22 protein-coding genes, 1 tRNA gene and 1 pseudogene are annotated in these 18140 nt (G+C 65.3%); 15 read left to right on the forward strand and 9 right to left on the reverse strand.

Translation table 11 applies throughout. The features are described from left to right. Nucleotides 1-38: 38 nt before the first annotated feature. The 3 genes from JQ633_RS12330 to JQ633_RS12340 form a co-directional block, all read right to left on the reverse strand. On the reverse strand, nucleotides 39-1124 hold the full coding sequence (locus JQ633_RS12330) for a 3-deoxy-7-phosphoheptulonate synthase (RefSeq protein ID WP_211985286.1): 1086 nt from the start codon (nucleotides 1122-1124) through the stop codon (nucleotides 39-41). A 235-nt stretch (nucleotides 1125-1359) separates the two neighbouring features. Continuing rightward, nucleotides 1360-1932, reverse strand: coding sequence for an HdeD family acid-resistance protein (locus JQ633_RS12335; RefSeq protein ID WP_211985287.1), 573 nt, complete (start codon nucleotides 1930-1932; stop codon nucleotides 1360-1362). A 36-nt stretch (nucleotides 1933-1968) separates the two neighbouring features. Then, complete coding sequence (locus tag JQ633_RS12340; protein WP_211985288.1) at nucleotides 1969-3006, reverse strand: PrsW family glutamic-type intramembrane protease; 1038 nt, start codon at nucleotides 3004-3006, stop codon at nucleotides 1969-1971. A gap of 253 nt (nucleotides 3007-3259) precedes the next feature. On the opposite strand from JQ633_RS12340, the gene JQ633_RS12345 reads away from it, so the two are divergent. Next, entirely contained in the window at nucleotides 3260-3442 is a 183-nt protein-coding gene (locus tag JQ633_RS12345; RefSeq protein ID WP_349631555.1) for a DUF2061 domain-containing protein, read from the forward strand. A 7-nt stretch (nucleotides 3443-3449) separates the two neighbouring features. Here JQ633_RS12345 and JQ633_RS12350 read toward each other — a convergent pair whose 3' ends face one another. Beyond that, entirely contained in the window at nucleotides 3450-4697 is a 1248-nt protein-coding gene (locus JQ633_RS12350) for a Zn-dependent hydrolase (RefSeq protein ID WP_211985289.1), read from the reverse strand. 128 nt (nucleotides 4698-4825) lie between these two features. Here JQ633_RS12350 and JQ633_RS12355 point away from each other — a divergent pair, with 128 nt between their 5' ends. The 5 genes from JQ633_RS12355 (at nucleotide 4826) to JQ633_RS12375 (ending at nucleotide 7573) form a co-directional block, all read left to right on the forward strand. Next, on the forward strand, nucleotides 4826-5182 hold the full coding sequence (locus JQ633_RS12355; protein ID WP_211985290.1) for a hypothetical protein: 357 nt from the start codon (nucleotides 4826-4828) through the stop codon (nucleotides 5180-5182). Between the two features lie 732 nt (nucleotides 5183-5914). Next, a tRNA-Glu gene (locus JQ633_RS12360) sits at nucleotides 5915-5989 on the forward strand. 134 nt (nucleotides 5990-6123) lie between these two features. Then, complete coding sequence (locus JQ633_RS12365) at nucleotides 6124-6573, forward strand: hypothetical protein (protein ID WP_211985291.1); 450 nt, start codon at nucleotides 6124-6126, stop codon at nucleotides 6571-6573. After that, entirely contained in the window at nucleotides 6570-6914 is a 345-nt protein-coding gene (locus JQ633_RS12370; RefSeq protein ID WP_211985292.1) for a hypothetical protein, read from the forward strand. The genes JQ633_RS12365 and JQ633_RS12370 overlap by 4 nt, the downstream gene beginning before the upstream one ends. Nucleotides 6915-6955: 41 nt before the next feature. Next, nucleotides 6956-7573: a hypothetical protein gene (locus JQ633_RS12375; protein ID WP_211985293.1), complete on the forward strand. Its 618-nt coding sequence runs from the start codon at nucleotides 6956-6958 to the stop codon at nucleotides 7571-7573. A 1-nt stretch (nucleotide 7574) separates the two neighbouring features. Here the strand turns inward: JQ633_RS12375 and JQ633_RS12380 are convergent, their stop codons facing one another. The 5 genes from JQ633_RS12380 to JQ633_RS12400 form a co-directional block, all read right to left on the reverse strand. Next, nucleotides 7575-7769 carry a hypothetical protein gene (locus JQ633_RS12380; protein WP_211985294.1) on the reverse strand — a complete coding sequence of 65 codons (195 nt, stop codon included), beginning with the start codon at nucleotides 7767-7769 and terminating at the stop codon, nucleotides 7575-7577. Next, nucleotides 7766-8050, reverse strand: coding sequence for a hypothetical protein (locus tag JQ633_RS12385; protein ID WP_211985295.1), 285 nt, complete (start codon nucleotides 8048-8050; stop codon nucleotides 7766-7768). Before JQ633_RS12385 ends, JQ633_RS12380 begins: the two co-directional genes overlap by 4 nt. Beyond that, nucleotides 8047-8340, reverse strand: coding sequence for a hypothetical protein (locus JQ633_RS12390; RefSeq protein ID WP_211985296.1), 294 nt, complete (start codon nucleotides 8338-8340; stop codon nucleotides 8047-8049). Before JQ633_RS12390 ends, JQ633_RS12385 begins: the two co-directional genes overlap by 4 nt. Then, nucleotides 8340-8561 carry a hypothetical protein gene (locus JQ633_RS12395; RefSeq protein WP_211985297.1) on the reverse strand — a complete coding sequence of 74 codons (222 nt, stop codon included), beginning with the start codon at nucleotides 8559-8561 and terminating at the stop codon, nucleotides 8340-8342. The genes JQ633_RS12390 and JQ633_RS12395 overlap by 1 nt, the downstream gene beginning before the upstream one ends. Nucleotides 8562-8658: 97 nt before the next feature. Next, complete coding sequence (locus tag JQ633_RS12400; RefSeq protein ID WP_211985298.1) at nucleotides 8659-9357, reverse strand: hypothetical protein; 699 nt, start codon at nucleotides 9355-9357, stop codon at nucleotides 8659-8661. 114 nt (nucleotides 9358-9471) lie between these two features. On the opposite strand from JQ633_RS12400, the gene JQ633_RS12405 reads away from it, so the two are divergent. From JQ633_RS12405 to JQ633_RS12445, 9 genes and pseudogenes are all read left to right on the forward strand, one after another. Next, the gene (locus JQ633_RS12405; RefSeq protein ID WP_211985299.1) at nucleotides 9472-9705 is read left to right on the forward strand and encodes a hypothetical protein; all 234 of its coding nucleotides are present in this window, start codon (nucleotides 9472-9474) and stop codon (nucleotides 9703-9705) included. Nucleotides 9706-9814: 109 nt separating this feature from the next. After that, entirely contained in the window at nucleotides 9815-10084 is a 270-nt protein-coding gene (locus JQ633_RS12410; RefSeq protein ID WP_211985300.1) for a hypothetical protein, read from the forward strand. Then, a complete protein-coding gene (locus tag JQ633_RS12415) occupies nucleotides 10081-11484 on the forward strand; it encodes an MT-A70 family methyltransferase (protein WP_249159223.1) in 1404 nt (467 codons plus the stop codon). Before JQ633_RS12410 ends, JQ633_RS12415 begins: the two co-directional genes overlap by 4 nt. Beyond that, on the forward strand, nucleotides 11481-11996 hold the full coding sequence (locus tag JQ633_RS12420) for a DUF7220 family protein (RefSeq protein ID WP_211985301.1): 516 nt from the start codon (nucleotides 11481-11483) through the stop codon (nucleotides 11994-11996). The genes JQ633_RS12415 and JQ633_RS12420 overlap by 4 nt, the downstream gene beginning before the upstream one ends. Continuing rightward, a complete protein-coding gene (locus JQ633_RS12425; RefSeq protein ID WP_211985302.1) occupies nucleotides 11993-12463 on the forward strand; it encodes a hypothetical protein in 471 nt (156 codons plus the stop codon). Before JQ633_RS12420 ends, JQ633_RS12425 begins: the two co-directional genes overlap by 4 nt. Beyond that, nucleotides 12460-12837 (forward strand): annotated as a pseudogene (locus tag JQ633_RS12430) (DNA cytosine methyltransferase); the annotation flags it as partial. The gene JQ633_RS12425 and the pseudogene JQ633_RS12430, both read left to right, overlap by 4 nt. 386 nt (nucleotides 12838-13223) lie before the next feature. Beyond that, the gene (locus JQ633_RS12435; protein ID WP_211985303.1) at nucleotides 13224-13424 is read left to right on the forward strand and encodes a hypothetical protein; all 201 of its coding nucleotides are present in this window, start codon (nucleotides 13224-13226) and stop codon (nucleotides 13422-13424) included. Beyond that, nucleotides 13421-13843, forward strand: a complete 423-nt coding sequence (locus tag JQ633_RS12440; protein ID WP_211985304.1) for a hypothetical protein — start codon at nucleotides 13421-13423, stop codon at nucleotides 13841-13843. The genes JQ633_RS12435 and JQ633_RS12440 overlap by 4 nt, the downstream gene beginning before the upstream one ends. Further along, the gene (locus JQ633_RS12445; protein WP_249159225.1) at nucleotides 13840-18138 is read left to right on the forward strand and encodes a DNA methyltransferase; all 4299 of its coding nucleotides are present in this window, start codon (nucleotides 13840-13842) and stop codon (nucleotides 18136-18138) included. Before JQ633_RS12440 ends, JQ633_RS12445 begins: the two co-directional genes overlap by 4 nt. Nucleotides 18139-18140: the final 2 nt, after the last annotated feature.

An 18140-nucleotide genomic window follows, 5' to 3' on the forward strand; every position in this document is an offset into this window, starting at 1 on the left:
GACGCGCCCCGCCAGTTGCGCTCGATCTGTTCGCAGCGTCAGGCCGAGAGCTCCTTCAGGCCGCTCTGCTGCGCTTTCCGTCTGGCGTCGACCGCGTCAGCCAGGCGATGCAGTACCTCGACCGTCGCATCCCAGCCGATGCAGCCGTCGGTGATGCTCTGGCCGTAGGTCAACGGCTTGCCCGGCACGACATCCTGACGGCCCGCCACCAGATTGCTTTCGATCATCATGCCCGCGATGCGCTGCTCGCCGTTTGCGAGCTGACCTGCGATGTCGGCAGCAACGGCCGGCTGGTTCTCCGGCTTCTTGCTGCTGTTGGCGTGGCTGGTGTCGATCATCAGCCGCGCGGCGACGCCTGCGCGGCCGAGCTCGGCCGCCGCGGCATCGACGCTGGCAGCATCGAAGTTCGGCGCGCGGCCGCCGCGAAGGATGACATGGCAGTCCTCATTGCCGCTGGTCGCCGCGATCGCCGATCGGCCGCCTTTCGTCACCGCCATGAAATGATGCGGGTGCGACGCCGACCGCACGGCGTCGGCGGCGATCCGCACGTTGCCGTCAGTGCCGTTCTTGAAGCCGACCGGGCAGGACAACCCCGACGCCAGTTCGCGATGGATCTGGCTCTCGGTGGTGCGCGCGCCGATCGCCGCCCATGAGACGAGGTCCGCGATGTATTGCGGCGTCGTCATGTCGAGGAATTCGGTGCCCGCCGGCAGGCCGAGATTGTTCACGGCCGACAGCACGCTGCGGGCCAGTCGCAGACCCTTGTTGATGTCGAAGCTTCCGTCGAGACCGGGGTCGTTGATCAATCCCTTCCAGCCGACCGTGGTGCGCGGCTTCTCGAAATAGACCCGCATCACGATCTCGAGGCGGTCGGCGAGCTGTTCGCGCAAGGCAACGAGGCGCTCGGCGTAATCGACGGCCGCCGCGGGATCGTGGATGGAGCAGGGACCGACGACGACCAGCAGGCGGTCATCGGTGCCATGGAGGATGGCATGGATGGCATTCCGCGCGCCCATCACGACGCGGGTCGCCGTCAGGGTGCGCGGGACCTCCCGCATCACCTCGTCGGGCGTACTCAGCTCTTTCAGTTCCTTGATGCGAAGATCGTCTGTCGTACTCAACACGGCTGGCTCCTTTTGGGATTGGGACCTGCCGGCAACAAAAAAGCCACCAGGTCTGGCGGCTTGTTTTGGTGGTCTGCTGCAATTCTTCAGATTGAGCGCGATCCTCCTGCCGCCAGCAAGCTGTCGTAGCTAAAGTACCAAAAATAGCTGGTGGCGACGGTGATCATGGGCGGCTCTATAGCCCATGGAATTGGGCCTGTCACCCCAAAATCCGACCCGGCAAGCGGGTTCGGCCTCAGGTGTTGCGCGCCGCCAACGCCATGCCGATCAGGGTGGCGCCGCCGAACATCAGATTGAGGCCGACCAGAAGCCCGATCGCCCATTCCGTCGAGCCGGGCAGGCCGGCAATGATGAAGAAGGCGATCAGGATGTCCATCAGGCCGGCGATCAGCAGCCACGACCAGCGCCCGGACAGTTCGCGGCGGTGCTCCAGCGCGTACATGATGGTGGCAACGCCCTCGGCGACGAAATAGGCGCCGATCACGATGGTCAGCGTCAGCACGCCCTGCATCGGCCGGGCGATCAGGATCAGTCCAGCCAGCACGGCGAGCGCGGCCGAGATCAGCGACCACCAGAAGCCCGGCATGTTGCGCGCCCACCAGGTCACGATCAGACCGCCGATGCCTGAGATCAGGAACATCCAGCCGAGGAAGATGGTGACGGCGAGACTCGCGAAGGCCGGCACGAGCATCGCCGCGATGCCGAGAACCACGAGCAGGATGCCTTCGAACAGGAACGCCTTCCAGTGCGCCTTGACCGCGGCACTCATCTCCGATCGCAGCTTGTCGAGGTCGTGGGGAAGGGTCATCGCAGGCTCTCCCGATATGCAAACGTAAGACGGATTTTAGCTCTGGCCCGATGCTGAGGAAAAGCCCTCTCCCGCGTTGCGCATCCGGTTGCGGCCGAAGAAGTAGACGGCGGTGGTCGCGACCAAAAGCGCGAGGCCGATCAGGATCGAGGTGAAGCCGATCGGCACCAGGATGAACGAGGCGTTGCGTTCGGGGTTGACGTACCAGTGATGCAGCGAGGTGAGCAGGAAGGAGACGCCGGCAAAGCCTGCGCCGCCGCCGATCAGCAGCAGCGCCCACATCCGCCTGAGCTGGCTGAGCCGCTCGCGTGCGACATCGGTGCGCGGCGCATGGTGCCGGCCGACGCGCCGCACCAGTCGGACGGCGAAACCGATCGAGGAGAAGCCGATCACGACGCTGGCGGTGCCGAGCAGGAAGCGGGTGGTCGAACCGAGATCGGGAATCCGTTGCAGCGACAGCAGTGGAAAATCGAACGCCGCGTGCAGCGCGACCGGCGCGAACAGCACCATCGACCAGCTCGATATCCGCGCCCAGTCGCGATGATGCCGGTGCGCGCCGAGCGCGCCGCCGGAGCGCGCGATCGCCAGATACGCGCCCGCGATGATGCCGAGCGCGCCGTGGAACGGCACCGTCAGCACGCTGCGCAGCGCCGCGAGCGCGCGCCACATGTCCTTGTGCTGGACCAGATAGGCGAGGTTCTCATAGGCGGCGAAGCCGAGGCCGGCGGCCGCGCCGTAGACCACCGTGTCCATCGGATCGGCGAGGGCACGGCGGCGCGCCGAGATCGCCACTATGACGAGGACCTTGACGATCTCCTCCGGCGCCGCCACGCCGAACACCGCGCGGACAGCCTGTGTCAGCCAGGGATCGTCGGGAATGGCGAGCAGCGCATTGAACGGCGCCCGTGCCAGCCCGAGCAGCGAGATGCTGGCGGCGCCGAGCACGAAGGCCAGCCACACCTGGGTCGGCGGTCCGGGCCGCTCGTCGGCGGCGATGACCAGCCACAGCACCAGCAAGGCGGGCGCAATGGCGGCAGCCCCAATCACAGTCGGAAGCGACTCAAGCAACAACATGAAGGCAATTTGTCCTCGTCGGGAGCGGAAAATGGCCGCAAACCCAGCCATTTGCAAGGTGGCCCGAGGCCGCGGCCACGCGATTGGGAATTCACGTTTGGCTGTAGATGGCCCGGCGCACTGCTCCGGGCGGACATGGGGCACTGCGCTGCCGGCGGCGGCGCGCCGATGAACGACGTGATAGACGTGCGTTTGATCAATCGGGAGGCATTGCCGGGTGTTGCTACGCGGGACGGAAACTCATACGCGATCGGTGCTCAAGGCGATCAGTTGGCGGACGCTTGGAACGCTCGACACTTTCGCTATCAGCTGGTTCATGACCGGCAAGGTCTGGCTCGCCAGCTCGATCGCCGCACTCGAGATCGCAACCAAGATCGTCTGGTACTACCTTCACGAGCGGGTCTGGGCGGTCATTCCGTTCGGAAGGCGGGTCTGACCTGAGGTCAGCGCGCCGCGACCGCCTGCGTCAGCAGGCGGTGGCAGGTCTCGACGAAGACCGCGGCGCCCGTGATGATATCGGCGTCGGCGGTGTTCTCGGTCCAGTGATGGCTGATGCCGCCGATCGACGGCACGAACAGCATCGCGGCCGGCATGATGGTGGCGAGGATCTGGGCGTCATGGCCGGCGCCGCTCGGCATGCGCACCGACTTGCCCTCGGCGCCGGCTGCGCTCGCGGCCTCGATCGCATCCTGGAACGCTGATGTCATCTTGGCAGGTGCGCCGGTGCGGATCCGCTCGACGGCAACGCCGCAGCGGCCTTGCGCGGTGGCCTCGGCCGCCATGTGCTGCAGGTGCTGCTCGAGGCGAGCGATCACTTCGGGATTGTCGTCGCGGATCTGGAACAGCATTTCGGCGCGGCCCGGGATGATGCTCGGTGCGCCCGGCTCCAGCGTGATGCGGCCGGTGGTCCAGACCGTGCGCGGCCCGCACAGCGCAGGGAAGCTGTCGTCGATCGCGACGCAGAACCGCGCCAGCGCGAGGCCGGCATCCTTGCGGACCGCCATGCGCGTCGTGCCGGCATGGTTCTGCTCACCGGTGAACGCGATCCGGTACTGCCAGATGCCGACGATCGAGGTGACCACGCCGATCTTCAGACCGCTGCTCTCGAGCGCATCGCCTTGCTCGATATGGGCCTCGAGATAGCCGATGTGGCGTCCGGGCTCGGCCTGCAGGCGCGGGCGTCCGGCGAAGCCTGCATCGCTCAGTGCCTGCCGCATGGTCCGACCGCTGCTGCGGTCGCGCGCCGCGTCGATGTCCGCCTCGGTCACCGTGCCGACGAATGAGCGGCTGCCGAGGAAGCTGCCGAAATGTCCTTCCTCGTCGCACCACGACGCAACCTCGACGGCGCCGTTGATCGCCGGATCGGTGTTGATGACCCGCGCCGCTTCGAGCGCATAAATGACGCCGAGCGGGCCATCGAGCCAGCCCGCATGGTTCTGGCTTTCGAGATGCGAGCCGGCGAGCAGTTTCGGCCCAGCTTTCGCGCTGGTGCCGAGCACGTTGCCGATGCCGTCGATTGCGGCGGCGAGTCCCGCCTCGGGCAATCGCTCGGCGAGCCAGCCGAGCGAGCGCAGATGCGGTTCGGAGAATGTCGGCTTGTGCACGCCGGTCTTGTAGGCGCCGATGGCGCGGAGCGCGTTGAGGTCCGCGAGCACACGCGCGCCGTCGAATCTGTCGTTGATCTCACGCATGATGGACTCCGGATTAGCGCTTTGACGCCTCATTGCCGTCTTGGTTGGCTGCGACGGTTTCAAACAGGGCAAACGATTTCTTAGCGGTTCTGCTCTTAGCTCGCAGCACGAAATAGCGTGAGAGTTTGATGATGTCTGCAATCCGGAACTGGGCCGGCAAGGCCGCCGTGCTGCTGCTGCCGATCACGCTCGGCGCCTGCGCGCAGTATGCGCAGCAATACAGCATGACGACATCGGCGCCGTCCGGACAGGGACCGCTCGCCTGGGACGGCGCGGGCCGGGACCCCAACCTCGGTCCATCGCAGCGTCACGCGCGCAAGGCATCACCAGCCGTCGCCGAAACGACGGACGCTCAGGACCCATTGACGGCGGACACGGATGCCCAGCTCGCGCGGAAGCTCGTGATCTGCAGCACCTGCATCAAGCCTGCCGCGACGCAGTCGAGCGAGCAGCAGGGCGTGACCAGCCTCGCGAGCCGGCAGTGATTGCTGCCTGTGCATTTCACTGCACGGGTGATGTGTTCAGAGGCCATAGTTAGGCCACGTTGTCGTTCGATGCGCAGGCGCATGCTGTTCGGAAGACCCATCGTTCCCGCGATCATTTTCGTGCTTGCCACCGTGCTCCTGATTCACCTCAGCGGCACGCGGGTGCACGCGCACATGCCGCCACATTGCGGCTTCTGGACCTCAATCGAGGCCGGCTTGTCCTGCGAGTAACCGCGGGCGCGCTCGCGCCGCGAGCGGAGAGGGCGCGGCCGTCTCGGGGAACCCGGATGGCTGTCACAAACGGACACACTCGACTGATCCATTTGGGTCATGACAGGAGGTACGCGAAAATGGTTCTCAACCGGCGCAAGAAATCGATTTGAGGGGGGGCGCACCAGCGCAGGGGAAACGCGGGGGCGCGCCAGCTGAGTATTTTCTATACTTTGCCAGGTGGATTTGATGTTGCGTACCGGCTTGATCTTGTTTGCGCTCGTGGCTGGGGCGTTGGCCCTGCTGTCGCTTCCCGACATGGATGAGCATGCCTCGTCTGTTTCAGCCCTTTCCGTCCCGGTCAGCCGGCTGAGCCACTGACACACACCCTTCTACCGACGGCGTTTCTGAACGCTTGCCCCTCCGGCCAATCGCCACTATACGTTCGCTCGTCGCGGCCGTTGACGGCTGTGGCCGGTCCAGCGCATCTCACGTCTAACATATTGATTTGCTGGTAGTTTTGCTCCCTTCGTCTATCGGTTAGGACGCCACCCTTTCACGGTGGAGAGAGCGGTTCGATTCCGCTAGGGAGCGCCATCGCGCAAAATCCCCAAAAATATCTGAGCAAATACAGCCACTTGCGCTGGTGCCCGATTTGCTGTTGCACAGTTTGTTGCACAGTCGAAAACGCCGATCTGTTCTTGTCCTGTTCGCTGCGTTATCGTCCGCAAATGGCCCCCAAACACCACCCGATGCCGCTCTCTGGAGGCGACCGCAAGGCGCTGACCAAGGAGCTGGCGAAGGCGAGGGCGATGACGACGATTCTCGCCACCCGTTCGGCCGAGAAGCGCGTGGCCGGCGAGGCGTTGATCCGCGAGGCCGACGATCTTGCCTGCCAGAGCTGGAATGAGCGGATGTGGTCGGACGGCGGACCGATCGACCCGTCGCCCTCGATCGACCAGGCCATCAACGGCGGCTACGCTTGGCTCGAGATCCGTTGCTCGCGCTGTAAGACGCCGCGCGCCGTCGACCTCGCCGCCCTGCCGCACGTGCCGACCACCTGCGTGCACGATCTCGCCGGCCGGCTGCGCTGCGAGAAATGCCGCAAGGCCGGCAAGCGGCCTATCGCCGAGCTGCTGCAGCTGGCGCCACGTCGATCGACGGCAGGCGAGGCGCCATGACTGATCAGCTCCTCTTACGCCGGACGGTGATCGCCGGTGAGACCGCGCCCGACGATTACGTGGTGATCTGGGACGGCATCACGATCGGCCGCATCCATCGCCCGGCCGGCCTGCCGCCGGGACGGCCGCATGTCGCGTGGGGCGTCGCATTCCCCGGCAAGCCGCAACCGCCGAAGCATCGCGGGCACTGCGCGGATCTCGACGAGTGCAAGAGGATGGTGCGGCTGGTGTGGAGTGCCATCCGGCCGACCCTGACCGACGAGGACATCCGCACGGCGCGGGAGTACGAGGCGAACAGCAAGGACCGTCCCTGGAAACGGCCGCGGCACTGGCAGGAGTGATAGCCTGCGGGTTTGTTGATCAACTAACGGGGCAACATTTTATGTCGTCAGATTTTCCACGCGATCCAGAATTCCAAATGAAAAGAGGTCTCGCTATCGAGGCGTACGCTGGCCTGGAGAGTGCGCTCAACTATCTATTTGGCCACCTTCTCGAGACGAGCCCCGACAAGGCCGGCGTCGTTTTTTTTCGCGTCGTCAATTCACGCGCGCGGAACACGATGCTTGAGGATCTGCTCGATAAAAAGCACCGGAAGAAATATGACGACTTCTTTCGCGGTATATCGGGTGCACCCGGCCAGAAGCGACAGCCTGGGCTGTTTGCCATGATCACTGCGCTAGACCAACAGCGAAATGAAATTGTTCATTGGCACACTGTCTTCGCTCGCAGGAGGGTCGGTGAGACCCAGGAGGAGCTGCGGCCCCACGTGTTTTGGTCGACGCTTATGGAAGATGAACCGGCGCGCTGGTACGGCAAGAAACGGCTCCAGTCGTTCATAGACAAGACCGACTTTGTGGCGGCGACAGTCTGGGCGTTCTATCGCGTTATGGAGAACAAGCTCGACGGTCTGGTTGGTGATCCGGCAGCGTGGGCGAAGGTATTTGAAGCTCCGCCCGTTTATCCGGCCCCTGAGGCGCATCCGCTATACAAGCCGGAGTAGGTCAGTGGGCGGCGACGGACGCCCGCGCCAGATGCTGCCGCGCGCGGCTGACGGGATCGCCACGCCGGCGAAGGTCCTCGAGCTCCTGTTCGAGGCGATCGAGCAGCGGCGCATATTTCGGGCCGTGCTCGAGAATGATCTCGGACACCAGGGCGATCGCGTTGATCAACCGCTCCTCGGTGACCGGCGCCGTCATGATGCGCGCGCCTCGACGTACGGCGGCCGATCGAGAAACTCGCGCACCGAATCCGCCACGAAGATGATCCGCTGGACCGGATCGGCGTTCGACTTCGATGCGAAGAGATATTCGCGGCAGCCGGCGGCCACCATCAGCAGCTCGTCGCCGTAGGCGATGGGCGATCGCAGGCAGGACGCGGTCGACGCCAGCAGGCCGACGACCGCTGTCTGGCGGGCGGCCTCGCTCTCGGCGGCGCGCATCTTGATCACGAAGTCGGCGCAGGCGTCGCTGAGGCTCATTCGGCCGCCACCTGTAGAATGTCGGCCTCGCGCGGAATTGGCCGGCCGGGAAGCCGCGCGATCGCCTCGATGATGTCGCCGGCGGAGATCCAGTAGCTCTTGATGCTGGTGCCATTGCGCACCATCAGCCGGCCGTTGAAGCCGTGCCGGATCACCTTGCCGGTCCGGATCCGGCTGTTGCGCCACCACGTCGCCGTGCTGCCGACGGGATACTCCGCCACCACGATCTTCTCGAAGGCGAGCTGCGCGCGTGCGAGGTCGGCCTGTGCCTGGACGAGCTGTGCGGTCATCAATGCACCGCCGCGACGTTGCAAAGGCGGCGGGCATCGTCGGCCAGCCGGGCGACGTCGAACGCGCTGTAACCCATGTGCATCAGGGCGACGATGGCCTCGCGCTCGCTGCCGGCGGCGTCGAGCAAGCGCAGGTCGCGGGCCATTCGCTTGGTGACTTCCGCGCGGCGATCGTCGGGATCGAGAAGCGGACCATCGAGTGGGCTGAATAGTTGTGCCATTGACGAAACCCCCAAGGTTGCGTCAGCAGCCTAACCCTATTCGGCCATCAATGTATACTGAAATGTACATCCAGATGGACGTAGTCCGGAAAGGCCGTCAGCGCCGGCGAGCCCGGATGCTTTCCGTGATGGGGCCGATCACGATGACCCGGTCGTTGTCCACAAGCATTGGCTTGCGGAGGCTCGGATCATTCGAGGCCGACATCAGATAGGGCGCCTCGAAGATCCGGAACACGGTTTCCATCGCGCCTGACCGGGGGTCGTGGACTTGCGCAGCAACGGCATCGCCGGCGCGGTGCGGAACGCTTGGGTCGACAACGACGATATCGCCCGGCTGGTAGCCGGCCTGTTCGAGTGCCCGGGTCCGTAACTCCCACGGCGTCGCATTGGGATGGTCTTTCGCGAGCTGCGCGAGGAACCTCACGATTGAGGGTATCGCCACGCTGGTGCCACGCGTATCGAACGGCGCGCCCTCGTCGGCAATGCCGCTGGCGCCAGGCACCTGATAGGTGTCGGGGCCCGGCAGGCCGTAGTGCTCGACGAGCATGCGGATCTGTGTCGCGCCGAAAACGGTTCCGTCCTTCCGCTTCCGGTAGATGTAGTTGACGTTGAGGCCCGCATCCTTTGCCAGCGAGGCGTCGGTGCGGCCGGTCCGCGCAAGCAGCCAATCGACCCAGGCGAACTGACGCGCATGTTCCTCCGAATGAACCGCGGAACGGTTCTTCGGAGCAGGCGGCGGCGAGGTCGTTGACCGAGGCATGGCGAAAGGGCGGTTCCGATGGAGCAAAGCGTCCATCGAACTATCCCTTGTGGATATGGCTGCGGCTATGGCCAAAATCTGCCTTGACGAAGTACGGTTAACGCCATCTGAATGTACGAGATCGTACATCACTGATTCGGACCCGCCAAGATGTCACCGGAACAAATAAATTGCCGCGCCCAAGCCATCCGGCTCGACCGGAAGGCCCTGGCGCTGCTGGCCGACCGGTCGGAGAAGGCCGTCGGGGCGACGCTCGGGGGCAGGTCCAAGCCCCGCTACGACAGTCTCGAAGCGATCGAGAATGCCCTGATCGCCGAAGAACGCCGCATGCTGAACTACTTGCTCTCGCTTTATCCGCCGCCTCGCCGGAGGGCGGCGGCTTAGCCGCAGCCCGCCTCTTTAGTTTCCTCAGTTCGCGTACCCGAATTTCGACCGTCGCGCCGTCCGTGCCTCAGCACGGCGAACGGATTTTCTCGTCACTGGAGCATATCGCGTGATCATTCTCCTGAAAGTTGTCCTCGCAATCCTCATGGCATTCACGGCCATCGCGTTGGTCTGTGCGGTCACGCTGGCCCGCCGTCGACCCGACCCGCATGCCTCGCCCTATCGCGACATGCCCGGCTTCTCGCGCGAGCAGCTCGAGGCGATCGCGCGGCGCCCGGTCGAGGCGCATCACGGCGTTGGCAGCACGCGCAGGCGCCTGATTGGCCGGTCGGCCGCCAAGCAGGCCAAGCGGACCTTCGGCATGCGGGTCGCACAATGAGCACGCTGATGCCCGGCCACGCGCCGCTGAAACATCATCCGCTGGCGAACCTGTTCCCGATGATGGGGGACCGCGAGCAGGACGAGCTCGGCGAGGATATGCAGAAGAACAAGCAGCTGGAGACGGTCAAGCTGCACAAGGGCATGATCCTCGACGGCCGCAACCGCTACACCCAGCTGGTGAAGCGCGGCCTGCCGGTGCGGACCGAAGTGTTTCCGGGCACCGATCGCGAGGCGCTCGACTGGGTCATCTCCAAGAACCTGAAGCGGCGGCATCTGACCGAGAGCCAGCGCGCGATGGTCGCGGCCCGCCTGGCGACGCTGAAGCTCGGCGACAACCAGCATTCGCAGGCTGGGCAAATTTGCCCAACCACGCCCGATCTGCTCAGCGAGGTCGCGCCGCCGCCGGAGCCGGAGCCGGCCGTCTCGCAGTCGGAGGCCGCCGGGATCCTCAACGTCAGCCATCGCAGCGTGAAAACGGCGGCGAAGGTGCAGCGCGAGGCCATCCCGGAGGTGGTCGAAGCCGTCGACCGCGGCGAGGTCGCGGTATCCGCCGCCGCCGAGATCGCCGAGCGCCCGGCGGAGGAGCAGAAGGCCATCCTCGAGGCGCTGCCGCGCGACGCGCAGGGCAAGCTGACGCCGGAGGCGAAGAAGCAGGTCCGCGCGGTCGCCAAGGAAGTCCGCGCCGACGACCAGGCCGTGAAAAAGCAGAAGCGCGCGGATAAGGAGGCCAAGCTCGGAGCCAAGATCCTAGCGCTGCCGGAGGTCAAGGCCGGGCTGATCCTCTCCGACTTCGAATGGCACTTCAAGGTGCGGTCCGAAGAGACCGGCATGGACCGGCACGCGTCCAACCACTACGTCACGGCGCGCGAGGCGCAGACGCCTGAGGCGATCGTCGAGCGCCAGCGCGAGCGCATGTCGATCGCGGCCGACGATTGCGTGCACCTGATGTGGGTGCCGGCCTGCTTCTCGGCGATCGGGCACAAGGTGATGGAGCTGCAGGGCTTCACCTATGTCTCGCAATTCGCCTGGATCAAGCCGTCGATCGGCACCGGCTTCTGGGTGCGCGACAAGCACGAGCTGCTGTTCATCGGCGTCAAGGGCAAGATCCCGGCGCCGGCGATGGGTGACCAGTTCGACAGCGCGATCCCGGCGCCGAAGGGCGAGCACTCCGAGAAGCCCGATTTTCAATACGAGATCGCCGAGCACTATTTCCCGAGCCTGCCGAAGGTCGAGCTGAACGCGCGGCGGCATCGCGAGGGTTGGATTCCGTGGGGCAATGAGGCGCCGGAGCCGGCGCAGGGTGGGCTCGCATTCACTGACAGCGAAGAAGAATACACGGGCGATGCCGGGACCTTGTTCTCGGAGCCTCGACCTGATGGCGAGGAGCAGGCGGCATGAAACAGTCCCGCTCGATCTCCCTGCTCAAGAGCGTGATCTCGACCGCGGTCGGCTTCTCGCTCTCGCTGTTGCTGCAATGGCTGATCCTCCCCGTGCTGATCGGCGCGCCCGTGCCGCTGCATGCGAACCTGGCCTTTGCCGCGATCATGACGGCCGTGTCGATCGCGCGCGGTTACGTGCTGGAACGCTGCTTCGAGGCGATGGGCTGGCGGCAGCGGAAGCTGTCGCCGTTCATGCAGGCCGTCATCGCCGAGCGCTTCCGTCAGATCGACCAGGAAGGCTGGTCGCTCGATCACGACGACAAGCACGATCGCGGCGAGCTCGGCCTGGCGGGCGCGACGTACCTGATCCACGCCGGGACGGAATCCCGGACCGTGCCGTCTTTGTGGCCATGGGACGGATCGTGGTGGAAGCCGCAGGGCCGCCGCCGCGACCTGGTGCGCGCCGGCGCGCTGCTGGTGGCCGAAGGCGAGCGTTTCGATCGCGCGCGGAACAGGGGGAGGGGCCGATGACCGAGTTTCCAGCCATCGATCGGCTTCGCCGCGCCGCGCGTGAATTCGGCTGCAGCATCGATCTGCCGGCCGGCGACGCGCGCCTGTGCGAATGCTGCGAAGGCATGTTCATCAGCGACCTGATCGAAGGCATTCGCGCTAAGGCCGATCTCTGTCACTTCGGTGCGGAGACGGTCGGCATCCTGCTGAAGTTGATGCCGCGGTACCACGCCGACGTCGACTACCTGATCAGCCTGCTGGACGATGACTTCGACGGCTGGCCGGAATGCCCCGTGCTCAACGCGATCAAGGGCGTTCACTGTGCGCTGTCTATCCGCGATGCGTCGTCGCGCTGGCTCGCGGAAGCCGCGCGGCAGATCGGCGAGCTGCATGTCGGCGACGGGCCGAACGGTTTCGGCGGCGACGCCAAGACCTGGGCCGCCGCGACGCTGCAGGCCTCGATCGCGAAAGTGATGGTGCCGGCATGAGGGAGCTGATCGTCGACAGCTTTGCGGGCGGCGGCGGCGCCTCGACCGGGATCGAGATGGCGCTCGGCCGTTCGCCCGACATCGCGATCAACCACGATGCGACCGCGCTGGCGATGCATGAGGTCAATCATCCGGGCACGCTGCACCTGACCGAGGATGTCTGGAACGTCGATCCGTATGCCGCGACCGGCGGCCGGCCGGTCGGCCTCGCCTGGTTCTCGCCGGACTGCAAGCACTTCTCCAAGGCCAAGGGCGGCAAGCCGGTCTCGAAGAACATCCGCGGCCTGGCGTGGGTCGTGGTGCACTGGGCCAACACGGTGAAGCCGCGCGTCATCATCCTCGAGAACGTCGAGGAGTTTCAGACATGGGGGCCGGCTGCGCCTGAAGAGCTGAACGACTTCCACAAGCGCGCCTTTACCGTGCTCGGCATCGTTGGCGGCGGCATCTATAACGCGCCGTTCTCATGGGACAGCGTCTATTGGGCGCCAAACGCGATCGGCGTGTCCTGGTTCAAGTCGCTGGCAACCTATGATTTCCGCGACTTGACGCGTTTTGTCCTGCTCTGCCACGAGGCGCGTATCCGTGGTGAAATCTCGTCGCTGGCGCCCCAGTACCTGCGCATCATGCTGCATCAGCGCGGGGTGGAAGGCGGCATGGCGCGGCGGCATCCGAACCTGGAGGAAGCGCTCGCCGAGTGGCGCGCGGAGTTCCCGGCCGATCATCCGCTTGTCTACCGCGATCCGATTGCGGAGTCAGCGCAGTGACCAGCAGCCTCGCCGAGATCGCGAAGTCCATCGCCGTCAGCGTCAAGCGCGAGACCGTGCTGATCGAGCTGATCTGCACCGATGCTTACGGCGCGCAGGTGCTGTGCGAGGACATTCAGTCGCGACTGACGTCGGGCCGTGGCTTGTCGCTCGCCGTCGATGCCGAGCCGGTGAAGCAGGATGGGGATGCGTCATGAGCTTCACCGAGGCCGATTTCAACGCCTGGCGCTTCAATCGTGACGTTGTGCACTTCAACGGCGGCAAGGAATTCTTCGGCTGGGGCCATCGCTGCGTAGACCAGCCGCGGCTGCTGGTGATCGACAAGTGTATCAGGAAGGATCGGTCGACGCAGCGCTCCTATCTCGTTGACGGAAAGACGCCGTGCACGAGCCTCGCCGAGGCGCTGGCCGCGCTCGACGTTGCGCCAGTTCTGACCGATGAGGAACTGAGGCTGCTCGGCACCGTGCAAGAGGAGTGGGTGCGGCCAGATGAACGCGTTCCGCTGCTGCCGCTCGCCGAGATGGGAATGATTGAGTGGGGTCGCAATGCGGAGAACCGGGTGACATGCAGGTTGACCCCGGCCGGCGCTGCAATGCTGGGCGGAGCCACGTCATGACCGCGCCCGCCCTGAAAGCCGCGCCCATCCTTCGCACCGCCGCCGGCGAGCCGCCGCTCGGCGCCGGCGGGCTGTCGTTCCGCGACGACCAGGGCGAGATCTTCGAGCACGACAATCCGCGCTACCGCTCGCCGCTGACGAAGGTCGGCGTGCTCGAGCTCAACGACGGCCGCTGGCTGGCGATGCCGCCGGGCTTCCGGGATGGCTATGAGCCGTTCGGCGCGCGGGACGAGGCGCTGTCGTTCGCGGTCGCCGCGCTGGTGCTGAAGGCGGAAAAATACGCGACGACGCCGGAGGGCGAGGGCACGCGCTGGGAGCGGGACTACGCCGACCAGGTGATCCGCTGGGCGCGGACCTTGATGCCAGAGGCCAGTTTGCAAGTTTGCGCAAATTCGCAAACTGACCGGAATGCTTGTCTTGATGATCCGCGCCGCGCCGCCCTGGTCGCGATCTCGCGCGGGGTGCCGGTCGAGGACCGGGAGCTGGTACGCGCGCTGGTCGGCGAAGGCCTGGCGCATGCGACCACGACTGCGTTGAAATTGACCGAGGAAGGCCCGGCCTTCCTCGACGGGAATTCGTCGGAAGCGGCGAGCGAGAAGGTGGGCGGGGTTGCCGGTGCCTGCAGCGCCTTAGTCATGCGGAGAGAACCGGACACGTCGGCGCCGGGGCCAGTAGCAGCGGATCAGCACGCCGTTGCGAATACCCCGGCGCCTGACGTCGCAGGCGAGCCGTCGGTACCGAGCCCAGCAACCGAAGATGTCATTGAAACGGGGGCTCGACATAACGGCGGCTCACCTGTGGCGTCGGAGGAAATCAACCAAGAGGTCAATCCGAACAGCGTCTTGGACGTGAAAACCACGCCGGAGGAAATCACCCCAGCGACGGTCGATCAGGCCGATCAGGCCGGCTATGCCGCGATCGAGGCGGGCGCCGAGATCAGCGATCCGATCGTGCGCTACCTGGTCGAACAGCACGGGCTGCGCAAGCAGTTCCCGCTGAAGCACACCTTTTCGATGACGACCGCGGTCGACGACGGCCGGATCGTCTCGGTTGCGACCTGCAGCTGCGGCGGCGTCGTCTTCAAGTTCGGTTCGAACGATTACCTGCGCATGAATGCCGCGATCGAGGCGCACTGGCGCCGGCATCCGGAGGGACCGATGGTCGACGGCCGCGGCCAGCCGATCGTGCCGGGTAACGGCACGCGGATCCCGCAGGCCAAGAAATCGCGCAAACGCAAAAGTTCTGATGGAGGCGGGGAAGCTCCGGCTACGGCCGAAAGACCCGCAGGCACTGGCGACCGTCTTGCCGAGCCTTCACAGGCCGTGACGCCAGCCGCTGATCAGCCGCGCCACCTCCCGGGGCCATCGGCTGACGAGCGCGAGAGAAAAGAAGCCGGTGTAGCGCCCGGAACGTCAGATCAGATCGGCGCTGAAACTTCGCCAGCGCCCGCGCTCGCGTCAGGGGACTTAGCCACCCCTGGCGCGGGCGCATCCCCTTCCGCGGTTGTCCCCCCGCGGAACGAGCCCGCGTCCGAGACTAGCGCCCACATCACCCCAGCGGACGCGGGCTCACCTCTTTCCGACGAAAAATGCGCCGCGTGCCAGCCTGGGCAAATTTGCCCACCCGCGGCTGAAAACGTCGTTACGTCACCTGATGACGTGGACGATCTCTCGATCGAGTGGCCGTCCTATGACTCCTTCCTCGAGGACAAGATCGTGACCGCGCCGTTGCGCGGGATCGAGGTCGCGCGCGACGAGCTGCATCCGTACCTGAAGCCGCACTGCAAGGATCTCGTTGTCTGGGCCTTGCGGCTCGGCTGCGCGGCGATCTTCGCCAGCTTCGGCCTGCACAAGACAGCGATGCAGCTGGAGTGGTGCCGGCAGCTGCACCGCAAGACCGGCGGCGCGACGCTGTGCGTGGTGCCGCTCGGCGTGCGGCACGGCTTTATCAAGGAGGCGCTGTCGCTCGGCATGGACGTGCGCTTCATCCGGACCACCGAGGAATATCTGCTGGGCAAGGATGGCGACACGCCGTTCTACCTGACCAACTATGAATCGATCCGCGAAGGCAAGCTGAACCCGAACCACTTCGCGGCCGTCTCGCTGGATGAGGCGAGCGTGCTGCGCAGCTATGGCAGCAAGACGTTTCAGGAATTCCTGCCGCTGTTCGCCAAGGTGATGTTCAAGCTGGTCGCGACCGCAACGCCGTCGCCGAACCGCTACAAGGAACTGATCCACTATTCCGGCTTCCTCGGCGTCATGGACACTGGCCTGGCGCTGACGCGGTTCTTCCAGCGCAACTCGGAGAAGGCCGGCGACCTCACGCTCTACCCGCACAAGGAAGACGAATTCTGGATGTGGGTGCACTCATGGGCGGCGTTCCTGCAGAAGCCGTCGGAGCTCGGCTACAGCGACGACGGCTATGAGCTGCCGCCGCTGAAACTCACCTGGCACGAGGTGCCGGCCGATCACACCAAGGCCGAGCCGGAGCGCGACGGGCAGGGCGTCATGTTCCGCAACGTCGCGGTCTCGCTGAAGGACGCCGCGGCCGCGCGGCGCGACAGCCTGGCGACCCGCATCGCGAAGATGATGGAGATCATCGCGCAGGATCCGGACGCACACCGGCTGATCTGGCACGACCTCGAGGCCGAGCGCGAGGCGATCGAACATGCGCTGCCGGACGTCGTCACCATCACCGGCAGCGGAATGGACCTCGATACCCGCGAGGCGCGGCTGCACGATTTCGAGGAGGGACGGACCAAATTCTTCGCAACCAAGCCGGTGCTGTCAGGCTCCGGTTCCAATTTCCAGTACCACTGCCACAAGGCGATCTACGTCGCCATGCCCGGCTATGGCTACAAGTTCAACGACTTCATCCAGTCGCTGTATCGCCTGCAGCGCTTCGGCCAGCAATTCCCGGTCGAGGTCGACATCATCTACAGCGAGGATGAGCGGGCCGGCCGGGCGACGCTGGAAGAGAAATGGGCGCTGGATACCGAGATGCGGCGGCGCATGTCGGAGATCATCAAGGCGCACGGGCTCAACACGCTGCCGCTGCGCGATGCGCTGCTGCGCACCATCGGCGTGCAGCGTGTCGAGATCGCGGGCGAGAATTTTCGCGCCATCAACAACGATGCCGTGTCGGAGTGGCGCACCTGGCCGGAGAATTCGGTCGACGAGATCATCACCTCGATCCCGTTCTCCAACCATTACGAATATTCGCCGAGCTACCGGGATTTTGGCCACACCGACGACAACGGCCATTTCTGGTCGCAGATGGATTTCCTGACCTGCGAGCTGCTGCGGATCCTGAAGCCCGGGCGCCTGGCCTGCATCCATGTCAAGGATCGCGTGCTGTTCGGCGCCGTCACCGGGCAGGGCGTGCCGACGATCTCGCCGTTCCATGCCGAGGCGATCATGCACTACCGGGCCCACGGGTTCCAGTACATGGGCATGATCACCGTCGTCACCGACGTGGTGCGCGAGAACAACCAGACCTATCGGCTCGGCTGGAGCGAGAACGCCAAGGACTCCACCAAGATGGGCTGCGGCTCGCCGGAATACGTGCTGCTGATGCGTAAACCCCAGAGCGACCGGACGCGATCCTATGCCGACGAGCCGGTGACCAAGGTCAACGCCGACCTGCGGCCGAAGGACGGCGGCGAGCCGCGCGAGGGCTATTCCCGGGCGCGCTGGCAGATCGATGCCCATGCCTACTGGAAATCGAGCGGCAACCGGCACCTGACGCCGGAGGAGTTCGCTGCGCTGGAATCCGGCGATCACGCCAAGCTGTTTTCGAAGATCAGCGCCGATCGCGTCTATGATTTCGAGGCGCATGTGAAGATCGGCGAGAACCTCGAGCGGCAGGGCACGCTGCCGGCGACGTTCATGTCGATCGCGCCGGGCTCGCATCATCCGGACGTCTGGCACGACGTCAACCGGATGCGCACGCTGAACATGCTGCAGCAGCGCAAGGGCGCCGAGATGCACCTGTGCCCGCTGCAGTTCGACATCGTCGACCGCCTGATCGAGCGCTATTCGAACGAGGGCGATCTCGTCGTTGATCCCTTCGGCGGGCTGATGACCGTGCCCTATCGCGCGCTGCTGAAGAAGCGCCGCGGCGCCGCGACCGAGCTCTCCGCCACGTACTTCATGGACGGCGTGCACTATCTGCGTGCGGCGGAGGAAAAGATGGCGACGCCGGCGCTATTCGACCTGGCGAAGTTCGATGCGTCCGCCGAAGCCTCGGCGAAGGCGGATGTCTCCGACACCCCCACCGAAACCGATGGAGAATGAAG

It is taken from the genome of Bradyrhizobium tropiciagri (assembly GCF_018130505.1).
In the GTDB taxonomy this organism is placed as follows: Bacteria; Pseudomonadota; Alphaproteobacteria; order Rhizobiales; family Xanthobacteraceae; genus Bradyrhizobium; species Bradyrhizobium tropiciagri_B.